20 protein-coding genes are annotated in these 15,863 nt (G+C 38.9%); 1 reads left to right on the top strand and 19 read right to left on the bottom strand.

The genetic code is table 11. The annotated features are described in order from the left end of the window. Positions 1-291 precede the first annotated feature (291 nt). The 16 genes from SAZ04_RS18465 to SAZ04_RS18390 all read right to left on the bottom strand — a co-directional run bounded on the left by SAZ04_RS18465 (position 292) and on the right by SAZ04_RS18390 (position 11,950). Positions 292-696: an Asp23/Gls24 family envelope stress response protein gene (locus SAZ04_RS18465; RefSeq protein ID WP_332697973.1), complete on the bottom strand. Its 405-nt coding sequence runs from the start codon at positions 694-696 to the stop codon at positions 292-294. 61 nt (positions 697-757) lie between these two features. Continuing rightward, positions 758-2,116, bottom strand: a complete 1,359-nt coding sequence (accC, locus tag SAZ04_RS18460; protein ID WP_332697971.1) for an acetyl-CoA carboxylase biotin carboxylase subunit — start codon at positions 2,114-2,116, stop codon at positions 758-760. Positions 2,117-2,131: 15 nt separating this feature from the next. Next, a complete protein-coding gene (gene accB, locus SAZ04_RS18455; protein ID WP_332697969.1) occupies positions 2,132-2,626 on the bottom strand; it encodes an acetyl-CoA carboxylase biotin carboxyl carrier protein in 495 nt (164 codons plus the stop codon). 240 nt (positions 2,627-2,866) lie between these two features. Beyond that, positions 2,867-3,238: a hypothetical protein gene (locus SAZ04_RS18450; RefSeq protein WP_332697967.1), complete on the bottom strand. Its 372-nt coding sequence runs from the start codon at positions 3,236-3,238 to the stop codon at positions 2,867-2,869. A 250-nt stretch (positions 3,239-3,488) separates the two neighbouring features. Continuing rightward, entirely contained in the window at positions 3,489-4,100 is a 612-nt protein-coding gene (locus tag SAZ04_RS18445) for a SpoIIIAH-like family protein (protein ID WP_332697964.1), read from the bottom strand. Then, positions 4,100-4,771 carry a stage III sporulation protein AG gene (gene spoIIIAG, locus SAZ04_RS18440; RefSeq protein WP_332697962.1) on the bottom strand — a complete coding sequence of 224 codons (672 nt, stop codon included), beginning with the start codon at positions 4,769-4,771 and terminating at the stop codon, positions 4,100-4,102. The genes SAZ04_RS18445 and spoIIIAG overlap by 1 nt, the downstream gene beginning before the upstream one ends. Next, positions 4,768-5,433: a stage III sporulation protein AF gene (gene spoIIIAF / locus SAZ04_RS18435; RefSeq protein WP_332697960.1), complete on the bottom strand. Its 666-nt coding sequence runs from the start codon at positions 5,431-5,433 to the stop codon at positions 4,768-4,770. Before spoIIIAF ends, spoIIIAG begins: the two co-directional genes overlap by 4 nt. Before the next feature lie 215 nt (positions 5,434-5,648). Then, the gene (spoIIIAE, locus tag SAZ04_RS18430) at positions 5,649-6,803 is read right to left on the bottom strand and encodes a stage III sporulation protein AE (RefSeq protein WP_332697981.1); all 1,155 of its coding nucleotides are present in this window, start codon (positions 6,801-6,803) and stop codon (positions 5,649-5,651) included. Between the two features lie 56 nt (positions 6,804-6,859). Continuing rightward, the gene (gene spoIIIAD, locus SAZ04_RS18425; RefSeq protein ID WP_332697979.1) at positions 6,860-7,249 is read right to left on the bottom strand and encodes a stage III sporulation protein AD; all 390 of its coding nucleotides are present in this window, start codon (positions 7,247-7,249) and stop codon (positions 6,860-6,862) included. A gap of 14 nt (positions 7,250-7,263) precedes the next feature. Further along, positions 7,264-7,470 carry a stage III sporulation protein AC gene (gene spoIIIAC / locus SAZ04_RS18420; protein ID WP_034630453.1) on the bottom strand — a complete coding sequence of 69 codons (207 nt, stop codon included), beginning with the start codon at positions 7,468-7,470 and terminating at the stop codon, positions 7,264-7,266. A gap of 25 nt (positions 7,471-7,495) precedes the next feature. Then, a complete protein-coding gene (spoIIIAB, locus tag SAZ04_RS18415; protein WP_332697958.1) occupies positions 7,496-8,008 on the bottom strand; it encodes a stage III sporulation protein SpoIIIAB in 513 nt (170 codons plus the stop codon). Beyond that, positions 8,005-8,937, bottom strand: a complete 933-nt coding sequence (gene spoIIIAA / locus SAZ04_RS18410) for a stage III sporulation protein AA (RefSeq protein ID WP_332697956.1) — start codon at positions 8,935-8,937, stop codon at positions 8,005-8,007. The genes spoIIIAB and spoIIIAA overlap by 4 nt, the downstream gene beginning before the upstream one ends. A 17-nt stretch (positions 8,938-8,954) precedes the next feature. Beyond that, positions 8,955-9,236, bottom strand: coding sequence for a YqhV family protein (locus SAZ04_RS18405; RefSeq protein ID WP_332697954.1), 282 nt, complete (start codon positions 9,234-9,236; stop codon positions 8,955-8,957). A gap of 248 nt (positions 9,237-9,484) precedes the next feature. After that, positions 9,485-10,042, bottom strand: coding sequence for an elongation factor P (gene efp, locus SAZ04_RS18400; RefSeq protein WP_332697952.1), 558 nt, complete (start codon positions 10,040-10,042; stop codon positions 9,485-9,487). Positions 10,043-10,206: 164 nt separating this feature from the next. After that, the gene (locus tag SAZ04_RS18395; RefSeq protein WP_332697950.1) at positions 10,207-11,271 is read right to left on the bottom strand and encodes a M24 family metallopeptidase; all 1,065 of its coding nucleotides are present in this window, start codon (positions 11,269-11,271) and stop codon (positions 10,207-10,209) included. A 193-nt stretch (positions 11,272-11,464) separates the two neighbouring features. Then, entirely contained in the window at positions 11,465-11,950 is a 486-nt protein-coding gene (locus SAZ04_RS18390; RefSeq protein WP_431309032.1) for a YqhR family membrane protein, read from the bottom strand. Between the two features lie 470 nt (positions 11,951-12,420). On the opposite strand from SAZ04_RS18390, the gene SAZ04_RS18385 reads away from it, so the two are divergent. Continuing rightward, complete coding sequence (locus tag SAZ04_RS18385; protein WP_332697945.1) at positions 12,421-12,828, top strand: SA1362 family protein; 408 nt, start codon at positions 12,421-12,423, stop codon at positions 12,826-12,828. A 125-nt stretch (positions 12,829-12,953) separates the two neighbouring features. Here the strand turns inward: SAZ04_RS18385 and SAZ04_RS18380 are convergent, their stop codons facing one another. The 3 genes from SAZ04_RS18380 to splB all read right to left on the bottom strand — a co-directional run bounded on the left by SAZ04_RS18380 (position 12,954) and on the right by splB (position 15,756). After that, positions 12,954-13,850 (bottom strand): patatin-like phospholipase family protein, encoded by an 897-nt coding sequence (locus tag SAZ04_RS18380; protein WP_332697943.1) that lies wholly within the window; start codon positions 13,848-13,850, stop codon positions 12,954-12,956. A gap of 278 nt (positions 13,851-14,128) precedes the next feature. After that, positions 14,129-14,557: a transcriptional regulator MntR gene (mntR, locus tag SAZ04_RS18375; RefSeq protein ID WP_332697941.1), complete on the bottom strand. Its 429-nt coding sequence runs from the start codon at positions 14,555-14,557 to the stop codon at positions 14,129-14,131. Between the two features lie 173 nt (positions 14,558-14,730). Further along, positions 14,731-15,756, bottom strand: a complete 1,026-nt coding sequence (gene splB / locus SAZ04_RS18370; RefSeq protein ID WP_431309031.1) for a spore photoproduct lyase — start codon at positions 15,754-15,756, stop codon at positions 14,731-14,733. Positions 15,757-15,863 lie beyond the last annotated feature (107 nt).

The raw sequence follows: 15,863 nt of genomic DNA, 5'->3' as shown, positions 1-15,863 counted from the left end.
TCAGAGCTGACTTAAAACCATGCAACGGCTCCGCACATTGCTTCGAGATTGTTCAAAAAGGGAAGAGCGTCCTTTTTTCCCTTCGAAGTTGCAATGGCTCCTCTCGTTGCACGTAGCTCTGAGAAACCCACTCAGAGCTGACTTAAAACCATGCAACGGCTCCGCACATTGCTTCGAGATTGTTCAAAAAGGGAAGAGCGTCCTTTTTGAACAATCTCTTCTATTATATCCCAAAAAGACGAAAAGACAGTCAAGGTAACTACCTCAACTGTCATAAACAACGCGTATTGTTTATTTGACTTCGTCTTGTTCAACCAGTTCAGCTGATTCAAATTGAACTCCAACAACATGAACATTAATTGCTTGAAGTTCAATCGCTGTCATCGTTTGTAGAGCCTGCTTAATATTTTGCTGAATTAGATTAGCGACTTCAGGTACTGCTACGCCATACGTGATAATAACTGAAACATCAACGGTTATTCCATCTTCAGCTAATTCAACTTTCACACCTTTACCGTGATTTTTTCTTCCTAACTTTTCCGCTACACCAGTAGCGAAATTACCACGCAATGTCGCAACACCATCCACCTCAGATGCCGCAATACCTGCAATGACTTCAATCACCTCTGGTGAGATTTCAACTGTACCAAGTTCAGACTTCTGTTCTTCTAGTTCAAGAATGTGGTTTTCATTCATTGTTCATTTCCTCCTATTTATAGAGCGTCCAAATACTAGATTGAACTTCCTCTATTTATTGTCAGAGTTTTACAGACATCACATCATAAAGTTCAAGGAATTTTGTATTGAAGTCACCAGAAATGAACGTTTCATGATTTAACAAACGAAGATGAAATGGGATCGTCGTTTCAACTCCCTCAATTTCAAATTCCTCTAACGCTCGTTTCATCTTGGCAATGGCCTCTGCACGTGTTGCCCCGTGGGTAATGACTTTTGCAACCATTGAATCATAAAATGGAGAAATCACATACCCCGGATAAGCAGCAGAGTCAATGCGAATTCCTAGTCCACCAGGTGCTAAGTAGTTCGTAATCTTCCCAGGAGATGGCATGAAATTTTTAGCAGGATTCTCGGCATTAATTCGACATTCAATTGACCATCCATTAAATGTTACTTCCTCTTGAGTAACGGATAAGACTTCTCCACTTGCTACGCGAATTTGTTCTTTAATTAAATCGATTCCTGTAACCATTTCCGTAACAGGATGCTCTACTTGAATTCGTGTATTCATTTCCATAAAATAAAAGTTTCCATTGTTATGGTCATAAATGAATTCAACTGTCCCTGCGCCAGAATAATCAACTGCCTTTGCTGCATTTACAGCAGCCGCACCCATTTCCTGCCTTGTTTCTTCTGAAATAGCCGGTGATGGTGTTTCTTCGAGCAACTTCTGCAAGCGCCGTTGAATACTACAATCTCGCTCTCCAAGATGGATCACATTCCCGTGATTGTCTGCCAATACTTGGATTTCGACGTGACGGAAGTCCTCGATGTATTTCTCAATATATACTCCTGGATTGCCAAAAGCAGTGGCAGCCTCTTGTTGCGTAATATTCATTCCTTTTTGAAGCTCTTCTGGTGTTCTAGCAACTCGAATCCCTTTACCTCCACCACCAGCAGTTGCTTTAATGATTACAGGATAGCCAATTTCCTCTGCAACTTGATGACCAGCCTCTATGTTAGCAACAATTCCTTTGGAACCGGGTACAATTGGTACGCCTGCTTTAGCCATCGTTTCTCTTGCGACATCTTTCGTTCCCATTTGATTGATCGCTTGCGGACTTGGACCAATAAACGTAATATTACACGCAGCACAAATTTCTGCAAAATCAGCATTTTCAGCTAAAAAACCATAGCCTGGGTGAATCGCATCAACTTCTGTTAATGTAGCTGTACTCATGATGTTCGTAACATTAAGATAGCTTTTATTAGAAGGGGTTGGCCCAATACAAATGGCTTCATCTGCTAGTCTGACATGTAAAGATTCCTTGTCAGCTTCCGAGTAAATGGCTACTGTTTCTATGTCTAGCTCTCTACATGCGCGTATGATTCGCACCGCAATTTCCCCACGATTTGCAATTAAGACTTTTTTAATCATTCTATCTCTCCTATGTTAAACAAGCTCTACAACAAATAATGGTTGCCCATATTCAACAAGCTCGCCATTTTCAGCAAGTACTTCTGTAATCTTCCCTTTTACCTCTGCTTCGATTTCATTCATAAGTTTCATTGCTTCCACTATACAAACGACTGATTCTTCTGTAACCTTTTCACCTTGCTTTACATATGGGGCTGAATCAGGTGATGGTGATGAATAAAATGTCCCTACCATCGGTGACGTAATTGTATGTACATTGGCATTTGATGTACTTTGTTTTTCCTTTGTTCCTGCATTTGCTACAGCGGCTACTGAAGGGGTTTCCACTTGAACAGGAGGTGTCAAAACTGGTGTCGGCACCTCTTGAACAGCTGCCTTTTCTATTGTTTGAGTTGGTTCTTGATGTTTTTTCAAAATTAACTTTGTTCCATCTTGCTCAAATTTAAGCTCATCTACATTTGATTGATCAAGTGCTTTTATTAATTCTTTTAACTCTTGAACTTTTAACATATTTGTGCACTCCCTCTTTTCCCTTATCAATTGATCTTTATAAATCAGGGACTCTAAAAATGATTGTAAGAAATTATATCATAATGATTATAAGAAATTATATCATAATGATTATAACGCATTATTATCTTCGACAGGGATAGCTGAATCCCTTCAATTCAATTCACTAAGTAGCATTAGACTGACTTATTTACAGAGACTTGCTCAACAAGGGGAAAAGCACCCTCTTTGAACAATCGCTTATCCTTGTGACAGGTCTGCTCCACCATCTTCCACTTCAGTTTTCACTAAAGCATCCTTCTTGTATTGACGAAAAACTGGAAACTCTGATAAATTTTCAGGAATCTTTCCACTTTCGAGTAAAATAATCTTCACAATGTTTTTGTTTCTTGCCATATGATATTTATCACCATATTCATTTTCTTTCGTGTAACGTTTTAGATTTTGATAGTCTTCCTCTTGAATTGAAACAGCATATGTATCTTGCTCGTCTTCTTCAAATTGTTGTTCAAACCCGATTTCAAATTCTACAATTTGAATGTTATCATTTTTAATATTCCGTGTTTGCTCAAGCACAGCTTTGGCGCCTTCTGTTAAATCATTCCATTCCATACCAATCGCTCCTCAGATTTTAGTTACTTTGCGTATTATATCATAGACAAATGAGGAGATGCATCTTCAATTCTAATCATCAATACTTTGTAAGAATAAGCCTATAGCTAAAATCATTATCGTGTCTTGTTTCTCTTCCTTCCATTGCTGCAAATTCTCTTTCTAGACTTAACCTCTACTATCGTTAATTACAATCACTTTGCACAACCTTTATAAATGAAAAAGCCGCCCATAAAGGCGGCTCTTCCATTTATTTCGAAGCTTGGTGGGCAACGGTAACAGTATTGCTCTGTCCTAAGTGATCATAAACCAAACTTAAGATTTCATTTGCTTGTTCACGAGGTAGCTCTTCTGTTTGAACGATAACGCGAACTTGATCATCCTCTGCCATTACAAGAGCATCTTCGTATCCTTTTGCGATAATCAGCGTTTCTAGTTGAGATTCTTTTTGTGATAAACGTTGTAACGCAATGCTTTTGTCATGAGCTTGAACTTTCATTTCAGCTGGTACATCGGCTGACGCTCTAACATTAGTATATTCTTCAGCCATACGATCACGACTTGCTTGAAGTTCCATTCGAATCGTAGCAAATGCTTCATTTGTTGAGATACTCGATATGACGCCTGACTCCGACTCTTCTGCATCCGCCTCATCTAATTCTTCAGCAATTTTGACGACAACCTCATTTGCTCCATCTTCCGTCATTTCCTCCATTCCCATTCCCTCTTCTTCTTGACCTTCATCGACAAATGCAATTTCCTCACCAGGTACTGGTCCCGGAGATTGTACATAGTACACAGAAAGTACGATAATTAAACTCAACATTGTTAACAACCAAACTGTTTGCTTTTTTAAGACCATTATGAATCCCCCTTTGTTTTCTTCGGCATTACCGAAACTCTATGAGTTGGTACATCAAGTGAGCGACTTACTGCTTCCACTACCCAACTTTTCACTTGGGCATTTTCAACCCCTTTGGCTACGACAAGCACTCCCCTTATCGAAGGCTTCTCCTGTTGGATCAGAATGGGTTCTTCTTTATCACCATTCCGGATGATAACAAGCTGTTCATCACGAGAAATGTCTTCAACTTTTCTAGTTCCACCTTCTCGATCTGTTTCATCTGTGTCTTGCTTTTTTTCATTTGTATTTTTCTCATACACGTTGCGCTCTGTTTCAGCTAAGTTAATCATAATGGATACATCCGAAATGCCTACTATTTGTTCAAGTGCCTCTTTTAACTGATTTTCATAGCGCATTTCATAGTCTCGCATTGAATTCGGTTCAGCTGATGTCTTCTGCCCAAATGTTGCTTCAGCTTCAGCCTCTTCCTCTTCTTCATTAAAAACGGGTAAGGTTTGGTCTTTGTCTCCTGTTGGGTTGGTCAGAAGGTTGCCCGTTATCATGAGTGCAATTCCTACACATCCTAGAAGCAAGATATAATGGAGGGGCAATCTTTTCTTTTTTCCATTTTCCGGCTTCTTGAATAGGGCTTGTAGCCATTTTTGATCCTTCTGTTCATCGCGATTCATTTTGCTTGTTTCCCCCCTTCCCACGCTAATAAAATCTTTTCTTTCGGGATGTGCCAATTTTCTGAGAGAAGCTGTTGAACAGGCTTTAAATCATGATTCGTTTCATCCGTATCCTTCGTTATTGTTTTTGATGTGTCAATTTGAACAACTTGGACAGGTGACACTTCACTTGATTTCTCCTGTTCATCTTCTAATTCAGAGGCTTGTGATTGTACATAAACATGGACTGCTTGAATTTGCTCTACAATCTGCTCTTCGTCCATTGTTTGATCCAGATCACCATTCAGCTCAACATCAACTTGTTTAATTTCTAGCGAATGTTGATCTTCCAATGTCTCTCTTACTTGTCTCTCCAATTGGACAGCCACCTGTTCTAAGATATATGCACTTACTCCCAACTCTATTTCTCTTTTTTGCAAATTTATTGAATCATTTAGTGATTGTTCTGTCCGTTCTGTTTCTCTTGATAAGGAAAAGAGCCATTCATCAACATCTTCTGTAAAAATAGATAATATCGGTTGCAGCATGACAACAAGTAAAAGTAAACCGACAACCATTTTGACGTAGCGTTGCATATTTGAATTTGGCAGCATCAATTCTAAAATGGTCGCAAGTAAGATTAATAGAATGATATTCGTTAGCCATTCCGTCAAAAATCCCATAGGTGAATCTCCTTTCTAGAGTTTGTTCGAGTTCGTTAAAAAAAAGGGGAAACCGGAGGGCACTGAAAAAGTTAAAAAGCAACCTTTTTCAGTGGCCTCGAAAACCGACCTTTTTTGAACTTCTACTTGTGTCAAATCAAGGAGGTTGCAATGGGTTTGCTCATTGCTTCGAATTTATGCAAAAAGGAAAAAAAGCCCTTTTTGCATAAACTCTTCTACCTTATCATGAGAGATAAGTTTCCTGCTGCAACCATAATTGTGATAGCTAAAAAAAACATGAGACACACAACCGCCATTGCTGCAAATACGAAAATAACGGACTTTCCTATGATTGATAAACATTCAATAATCGGTCCACCTCCTAACGGTTGGAGAATGGCTGCAGATAAATTAAAGATAATGGCGAGTGACAATACTTTTATTGCTGGAAATGCACAAAGCATTAATAAAATCCCAAGCCCAGCCATTCCTATTGTATTTTTCAATAACAGTGACGCACTTAACACGGTATCGGCAGCATCTGTGAACATTCTTCCAATGACGGGTACAAGACTCCCGGCAAGAAATTTGGCTGTTCTAACCGTTATTCCGTCTGAGACTGCCGTTGCAGCCCCTTGTACAGATATAACACCAAGGAAGATCGTTAAAAATACACCTAATGTTCCTACTGCTAAGTTGCGGAGAAACGTCGCTAGCTTCGTCACTTTATAATGGTCAGTAAGTGTACTGACAATACTAAGTACAGCCGATAAAAACAACAGTGGGAGGACAATATGCTGTATGAGTAGCCCACTAGTATTGACTAAAAAGATAATTAATGGATGAAACAAAGCGGCAGATGTTATATTTCCGATTGCCGCCATCATCGCTAGCAATAACGGTAGCAGCGCAATCATAAAATGAATCATACTACTGACAGCATCCTGTGCATATGTGATTGCTACATGAAAGCTATTTAACGCAATAATCATTAAAACCATATAAGTAATGGCGTAAGCAACTTTACTGACCGTTTGCTGCTCAAATGCATTTTGGAGAGATTGCAAGATCATGCAGAAAACAGTTAGCAAAATAAGTGATCCTAACAACTTTCCATTTACGACTAACTCATGAAGGAGAAATCGGACGAGACCCATACCCCATTCTTTGGCAGAGAATTGCTTCTCTCCTCGGACAAATTCCATAAAAGATCCTTTTTGACTTTCAGGAAGGAATCCGCCATACTCTGTAGAAATTTGTTCCCAATATGACCGGACTTCATCTAGTTGGAGTTGTTCCATTTGCTTATCAACAAATCCTTGCTCGTCCAACGGTTCAGTTTCAGCAAAGCTGATTGGTGCAAACAGTAATAAGACGATAACTACGATCATTCCTTGAACGATGAACCGTTTATTCACGGTGTTCCCTCCAATCTAGCTCTCCCCTATTATGATGGTAAAAGCGAGAGAACCATTTCAATTACTGCTGTTAAAATTGGTATTGCCATTACTAAAATAAGGATTTTTCCAGCAAGTTCAATTTTTGATGCGATTGCAGCTTGTCCTGCATCTTTAGCAATTTGCGATCCAAACTCTGCTATATACGCTATCCCAATAATCTTTAAGATCGTTTGCAAATACATCATATTCATATTTGCTTGCTCTGCGATTCCTTCAAGCATTTGAATAATCTTGACAATTTCATCTATAAGAAACAGAAAAATGAGGACTCCAACAAATACAGTTAGCATAAAAGCAAATAATGGCTTTTGTTCTTTTATTACAAGGGCTAGGAAGGTTGCGATAAGCCCTAACCCGACAATTTGGATAATATCAATCGCAACTCACTCCTTTACCCTTGAAACAGGAATACCCCTTTTATTTTCTGAAATAAATCATCGACAATGGTCGCCACCATGTACAAAACGACGACAAACCCAATCAAGGTAACCCAATGAGCCCAGTCTTCTTTTCCCATTTGCTTTAAAACCGTATGAATCATTGCTACAACAATTCCTATCCCCGCTATTTGAAAAATGGTGTTGACATCATACACCACAACCCTCTCCTCCTGTCCGTTACTGCTAGATCATTAAAATAACAATTAGGAGTCCTGTGAGAAATCCTAAGCTTTTGATCATGCGTTCATATTTATGTTGGCGGTCTTTCGCCTCTTGTTCTTCTCGTTCAAGGTGTGACAGGGTTAACTTAATTTGTTTTTGCTGTTGCTCACGGTCATGTTGGCCAAGAGTTGAGCCAAATTGCATCATGACTTCCCTTTCACTATCGAGCATTGCTGTTTGGTTCCACGTTTCATTTAAACTTTCTTCCCAAGCTTCAAAGGCTGTTTCTTGCTTGTCTAGTAAGCGATGGGAAAAATGCTCAAAGAAATAAGACACTGGTTTTGGCATTTGTTTAGCAATATGCTCACTTGCTTCTGCTAGCGGGGTTAACCCATACATAATTTCTGCTTCAAGTGACTGAATAGCCACTTTCAGTTGACGTAATTGCTTCGGTCGTTCACTAAGGCGTTTAGCACATTCAAACCCTATCCAGGTTGTTGCGAGAATGATTATGACAGCGCCGATCAATTTCACGTCACTTTCACCACATCTTTCCTATGCTGATTGCGGATCCGCTTAATGACTCCAGCTTGAGTCGTTCTCGTTAACTCTACACAACGTTCAAACGCTTCTTGATCAAGTAACGACTTCAAGTCTGGCCTACGTTCAACATCCTCAAGGGAATAACCATGTGCCGTTGTCATCACTTTTACTCCAGCATGAAGGGCTTCTTGGACAGCCAGAACATCTTCTTTTCGCCCAATCTCATCAACGATAATCACATCTGGACTCATGGAACGGATTAACATCATCATTCCTTCAGCCTTTGGACATCCATCAAGGACATCAACTCGTGATCCTAATTCGAGTTGAGGAATCCCTTTCATGCTTGCAGCAATCTCAGATCGTTCATCAACAATCCCTACTTTTAACGGTTCAATTCTTCGACTTGGCATCCCTTGACTTATTAGTCTCGCTACATCTCGGAGCATCGTCGTTTTCCCTGTTTGTGGAGGACCAATAAAAATGGTATTTAACCACCTCTGGTCATATAACTGAGAAACGAGACGTTCTGCTACCCCAATTGTTTGACGTGCAATTCGTATATTAAAGGAACTTATATCTCGCAATGTTTTAACTTGTCCGCGATCAAGGACGACTTTTCCAGCTAACCCAACTCGATGTCCTCCTTTAATCGTTATAAATCCACGGCGTAATTCTTCTTCAAATGCATACATTGAATACTGACTAAGTTGATTTAATAAATATTTAGCATCCTCTGCTCGTACGATATAGTGATGATCTTGTAATGATGGATAATAGGGTTTCCCTCCTGAGACGACTTCAAGAGGTCTGTTGACACGAAGGCGGATTTCTTCAGTTTTTTGGACAACATTCGGCTCTAAACGATTTATGATTTCTCGTATGTTCTCTGGTAAAATAGCTGCTATATCTTGTAGCATCTTAGCCCCGTCCCCCTTTACTTTCTGATCCCAATTAGAATCAGTAAAACTCCAGCCCCTATAAAGATAAATTTCGATGCAGATAATTTGTCAGACATGCCAATTAAGCCCAATGCTATCGAAGTAATAAAAATGGTCGGACCAATAATGGCAAGCATTGCATTTAACGCTACCGCCTTTTCAATACTATTAAACTTAAGAATCAAACCCGCGACTGTTAATTCGATAAGTCCCGATATTACTCTTAGCCCTACCATCACAAGCAATGTCATTTCTACCGTATAAAACCACGTCTTCATTGTTCCACCTCAACTAAAATCACTTTGTACAACCTTATGACTGGAACATCTCATTCAGAACAAAAAAAAGGATGAGCTAGGTAGCTCATCCTTTTTTATTAGCAGGGGTGCGTTTATTTTCTTTTCATCAACTATTTAAACTTGAGAGCTCATTCATTCGCTCAGACATTAGTGAACCTATTCATTCCTAACAGCAAAAAGACTGTTAGAAAATTATCCAACAGCCTTTTTGACTTAGTTGTAGCCTTTTACGCGCGTGAAACATATGAACTACTACGTGAATCAATTATCAAAACATCACCTTGGTTAATAAAGAAAGGAACTTGGACTGTTAAACCCGTTTCTAATGTTGCAGGCTTTGTTCCACCAGAAGCCGTATCCCCTTTAATTCCAGGCTCCGTCTCAGTCACTTCAAGTTCAACCGTATTTGGTACTTCTACTCCAAGTGTCTCACCTTTGTATGTCATGATCTGTACAACCATATTTTCTTTTAGGAATTTAAGTTCATGTTCAATTTGAGCTGTCGGTAACTCAATTTGTTCATACGATTCATTATCCATGAACGTATGCATATCAGAGCTCGCATAAAGGTAAGCCATGCGACGGTTTTCAATGTGTGCTTTCGATACTTTCTCGCCCGCGCGGAATGTTTTTTCTTGCACCGATCCTGTACGAAGATTACGTAGTTTAGAGCGCACAAATGCAGCTCCTTTACCTGGTTTAACATGTTGGAATTCCATTACTTGCCAAATTCCATTATCTACTTCAATTGTTAATCCTGTTTTAAAATCATTTACAGAAATCATACCTTTATTCCTCCATCTTTTCCATTCAAATAATTGAACGTTCAGTCACATTCTTTACTATACCACAGCTTGGAAAAAGTTTCTTAGCTTATTTTACTAAAGTATTTTCAAAAAGATTATGTGTGAGACACTTCTCACGCCATGGACACCGGATACACTCGATGCTACAAGGTTATCAGTTGTTTTGGTGAATGAGTAAAGGAACGATTTCCACCTTTTGTAAGTAATGTATCATCTTCAATTCTCGTTCCACCAACACCTGCGATATAAATTCCGGGCTCAACTGTTACGACCATACCTGGTTCAAGTACTGTCTTTGATTTCATAGATAGCGAAGGTCCTTCGTGCACTTCCATCCCAAGCCCATGCCCAGTAGAATGACCGAAATAATCCCCGTATCCTTTTTCCGTTATATAATCCCGTGTCAATGCATCCGCTTCTTTCCCTGTCATGCCTGGCTTAATGCCATCCATACCTCGTAGTTGCGCTTTGAGAACCGTATGATAAATCGCCTTCAATTCATCACTCACATTTCCTACGGCAACAGTCCGAGTAATATCTGAGCAATATCCTTTATAGTAAGCTCCAAAATCAAGTGTCACTAGTTCTCCTTTTTCGATCACTTTCTCACTCGCTACTCCGTGCGGTAGAGCTGACCTGTAACCAGACGCTACAATAATATCAAAAGATGAACTAGTAGCACCTTGTTTCCTCATGAAAAATTCCAACTCATTAGATACTTCTAACTCCGTAATTCCAGGTCTTATAAAAGTTGTAATATGCTCAAAGGCAGCATCGGCAATGTTCGCTGCGTCTTGAATTAGTTGAATTTCATCCTGATCCTTAATCATTCTGATTCCTTCAACCAACCCAGCAACTGGAATTAGTTGGACATGTTCCATATTACTTGCGTACACTTGATGTGCTTCATATGTAATGTGTGATTGCTCAAAGCCAAGTCTTTTTAACCCAAGCTTCTCTACTTGCTTTGCAACTTCTTCAAAGATAGGTCCAGTATGTTGAACAATTTCATACCCTTTCGCTTGTTCCCTAGCTTGTTCCATATAGCGAAAATCTGTAATGAATATTGCTTTTTGCTCTGAGATAATTGCCACTCCTGCTGTTCCAGTAAACTGTGTCATATACTGTCTATTATAAGAGCTAGTTAGCAACAACCCATCAATCCCATGTTCCCTGAATTCTGTCCGCAATGCCTCAATTCGTTTCAACAATATCCTCTCCCTCACTCGAGTCACATAAAGACAGTGTTTATCCGTGAAGTATCGAGCTACATTTATTCATTAAGATTACAAATCAATTAATATATGCATGCATCGACAATCTTCATCACCAGATTATCCCCCATCTTTCATAACAATTGTAGCATAAACCAAAAAGAAACTGCGTGATATGGGTAAACGTTTAGTCATTTCGATGCTGCTCTGCATATTCATAAGAAATAGAGTATCCGATAAAGGTGCCATATAGGACATACAAGCAAATTGACGTAATGATCGTATTCATATCAAGATTTTGTACTGACTTAAGTCCAGGGAAGAGTGGATTTAATACGTAAAAAACGATAAGCCACAAAACAAGACCGAAGCCAACTCCCGCCCACAACTTATGAATTTTTTGCAATACTAGTTTATATAAGAAGGCTAGTCCAATCGATAAAACTGCGATAACAGCCACACCAACAAGCTGACCAATATACGTATCTTTCCAATCTCCTACTACAAAAGGCATTAAGGCAAGAGCAGGACCGACTCTTATAAAATTAAAATAGAAGACAAAATAACCGACTAGCGACCAAATTATCCCCCCAAATAAGCCAATTAGTGCTACTTTTGCTGTAAATGACATTTGTTCTTCCTGTCTGTTTTGTTGTTGATTTTCCACAAGAATCACCTCCATCCGTAGTATGTCCGATTACAATGTTGAAAAGTCATGAAATTTATGTTGTCCTATTAGAATGAAGGGTGATTAAAGTGGGTATACTATAAAAAAATTGGTTTTTTACGTATGATGAGCAAGCATTTACATTAGAGGATTTTCTTCTATTCATGTAGAATTAAATCTTTAGAACAGATACAGTATTAGATAGGCTCGTGTCATTATTTCACTTTAATCATTTAATCAAAATCTATTATGCCAGGTAAGCATTAGTAGAAGGTGTCACGTTTGTCGGGAAGCAAAATTTGATTAAACGCCTACCACTTTTAAGTTAGATTTACCGATTTCATTATCCCCACTAATTCGTCGTGTTTTTATAAACACGGCGCTGAACATAAAGTGATTAAAAATTTGAACAAAATTTACCATTAACAGAAATTGTGTAGCCTTTGATCGTCATTACTTTTTGGAGGTGCAGACAAATGCGTTCGATCATGAAATACATCATACCTGCTGTTCTTGTTTTTGCTATTATAGGACTTGGTTACGAATTATTATATAACCCTTTAGGATTTTTAACTCGAATCCTTATGATGGCAGGTTTTATCGCTGTAATCTTTCTTGTTTATCGTTGGTTTATGGCGCGGAGATATGGAACTCCCCTTTTCCCATCACAATCGGGGCCAAATCGGGCACAACTTCGTAAAGCAAAGCGGACTAGTACGAAACGCCAAACTTCTCCTGCAAAAACGGCAGCGTTTAAACCTAAATCAACAAATGTCGTTAGTGCTAAAAAGAAGCCTTCCCGCCCAAAACGTCGACGAGAAGACCATAATTTAACTGTCATAGAAGGCAAGAAAAACAAAAAAAAGAACAGAGCTTTCTTTTAAGAGAGGCTAACTCAAAACCTAAGGGTCTGACCCCTAGAATGAATATATGGGGTCTCCACAAAAGATCTAACCCCCGTATATTGCGCTGTCTAGTCGGGGTCCGACCCTTTTGAGATAGGCTCTTTTTAGTAGGTCCAATTCTTCAAAAAGTGATTCGTCTCTTCCCTCCCTAATACGATAAGATTTTCCTTTTGCTCATCTGTTAACTCAAAATCAGTTGCCTTCACATCCAGAACAGGGAGAAATACAATGTTACGAGCGTGATCTTGATCGATATATTTACTATCATGTGCTGAACTCATCGTTTCGAATAAAGCTCGAAACATCTCAACTGCATTGTTTATTTTATTTGCAGGCATTTCACTTAATTCAGGGGTTAATTGAAACCCAATAGCAGGTCGTCTCCATTTCTTCATGTTCCCATCCATAAATAACCACATTGGAAAGTTACTAAGTATTCCCCCATCCACAACATAAGACGGTTTTCCCCCACTTGCACGGTCATATATTTTGACTGGTTCAAAGAAAAATGGAATACTGCAGCTCATTCGCACAGCTCTTGCAACAGGGAATTTTTCAGGGATTACACCATATTTTCTCAAATCCTCTGGTAGAACAAGTAACTTTCCTTTTGATAAGTCAGATGCAATAATTCGTAAAGACCCTTGAGGCAAATCACCAAATGTACGAACGCCTTTTGCTTCAAGTACTTTTTTCAGCCACAATTCTAACTCATTCCCCTTGTATAATCCTAGACGAAAATACAGATGCACCCACTTCGCAAGTGAAAATGGGAGGAGCGACATCCGCTCATCTTTAAATGACTCAACATCCAAATCATCTAGCATCGTAAATATATCCTCACTGCTATAACCGACTTTTATAAGTGCGGCAACAATGGACCCTGCACTCGTTCCAGCTAAGCGCTCAAACTCATACCCTTTTTCCTCCATTACTTGCAGCGCTCCAACAAACGCAAAAGCCTTCACTCCCCCACCTGCAAACACCCCATCAACTTTCATCAGAAATCGCCTCCTACTTTAACCATATGTCAACATCAAAGCAGGACGTCCCTAGAAATTTTAGAGAAGGACGCCTCCCGCAAAGTCCTTTAACGGAGCGATAACCTATCTGCAATATCAAAAACAGAACACAGTGAAATCATTTTTTAAACACCGAACATTCAGCTTTCTCACGTGGATTAACAAATGAATTGCACAGGAAGGACAAAACAGCTTTTTCTCTGAAGTTGCGCTTGTGCACTTAAAGAAAACACCCACTACGTAGCGGGTGTTTTCTCTTATGATTCCTCTTCTTCATTGCGTTTTTGAATGCCTCTTAGTTCAGCTACTCGTTGTTCTTGTTCTTCAAAATACTGAACTAGATCTCCAATTCGATCAATTGCATCCCAGCTAAGGTGATGCTCAATTCCTTCAACATCTTGATAAATATGGGCTTTATCAACGCCTATAAGTCTCATAAAATCCTCTAGAAGTTCATGGCGATAGACAAGTCTCTTTCCTATTTTCTTTCCTTTAGCTGTTAGTACCAGTCCGCGATATCTTTCATATATTAAATATTCACTCTTATCCAGTTTTTGAACCATTTTTGTCACTGATGAAGGATGGACTTCTAATGCCTCTGCGATATCGGAGACCCTTGCATAACCTTTCTCCTCAATCAACATGTAAATTCTCTCTAAATAATCTTCCATACTAGGTGTTGGCATAGTGTCCCCTCCATTTTTTCGCCAATTAAGCCTGTTCATTGGCTATTACCGGTTCCAATACAAAAAGTTACTGTATTATATACCTATTCTGTCACATTCCAAATGCTACTAAAAATGTGCAACAGTTTTATTCTACACCAGAATATAGGAAGAGGACAATAACTTGTCCAACTTTAAGTGAAGTATTCTATTTTTGCTTCTGGGAAGAAGCGATCAATATAGGTTTGGATTGTACCTTTTAATTCTCCTGCTTGCTCGTCTTGATAAACATACTTACCACGTCCGTATCTACCCCATTTATATTTTCTTTCTTCTTCATTCATTTCAAGTTTCGATTTAGGATAACGTTTTTGAATAATATTTTTCGCAGTTTTTGTATAGCGATGTTGTATTAATTCAAATGTCAGATCTTTCTGCGCATACAGTGGCAAAATTGCCTCTAATCGTTCAAATAGTTCGTAGTATCCTGTTTTCCAATCGTCATGCAAAATTAATGGAGCAACGATAAACCCTAATGGATAGTCTGCTTTTGCGACTTTACCCGCAGCTTCTATTCTTTCTAAAAAAGAGGATGTTCCTGGTTCAAATTGTTTAATAACATAATCAGAATTCACGCTAAATCGAAAACGAGTATTTCCATTATGTTTAACATCAAGTAAATGATCAACATGATGATATTTTGTTACAAAGCGTAAGCGACCTAACTCTGTTTGGCCCATATGCTCAATTGTCTTTTTTAAAGAATGAGTTAAGTGATCAATACCAACAACATCAGACGTACATGCCGCTTCAAAACGAGTGATTTCAGGGGCTCGTTCTTTAATGTATTGATCTGCTGCATCAAATATTTCTTCTAAATTTACATAGGTTCGGATATATGGTTTATTTCCAAGCGTCGTCTGTAAGTAACAATAATGGCAATGTCCCATACAGCCTGTTGCAAGTGGCAGTGCATATTCTGCAGAAGGTTTGGATGTATCAAATTTCAATGTTTTGCGCACGCCAATCACAAGTGTAGATTTCGCATTTCGATATTGTTGTAATTCATTATTCCCCGGAATGTTTCGGACTTGATTATGTGAAGTAGTTTCTCTAATCTCCACTCCTTCTTTCTCAAATTTACTTTTTAATTCACGACCTAGTGGATATTCTAATGCACCAGGTTCTATGTAAATCAATTGTGGTTGAAATGCTCTCATCAAACGTACACTCCTCTTTTTATATAGCTTGTGCACATCTTAATAATTCACCCTGCCATTTACTAGTAAAAGAGGCGGTTCAAAAGAGTGACTTAATTAACGAACGC

It is taken from the genome of Halalkalibacter lacteus, assembly GCF_036663595.1.
Lineage (GTDB): Bacteria > Bacillota > Bacilli > Bacillales > Bacillaceae_D > Halalkalibacter > Halalkalibacter lacteus.
Note: the sequence above shows the minus strand (reverse complement) of the source record. Positions and strands in the feature narration are given on the sequence as shown.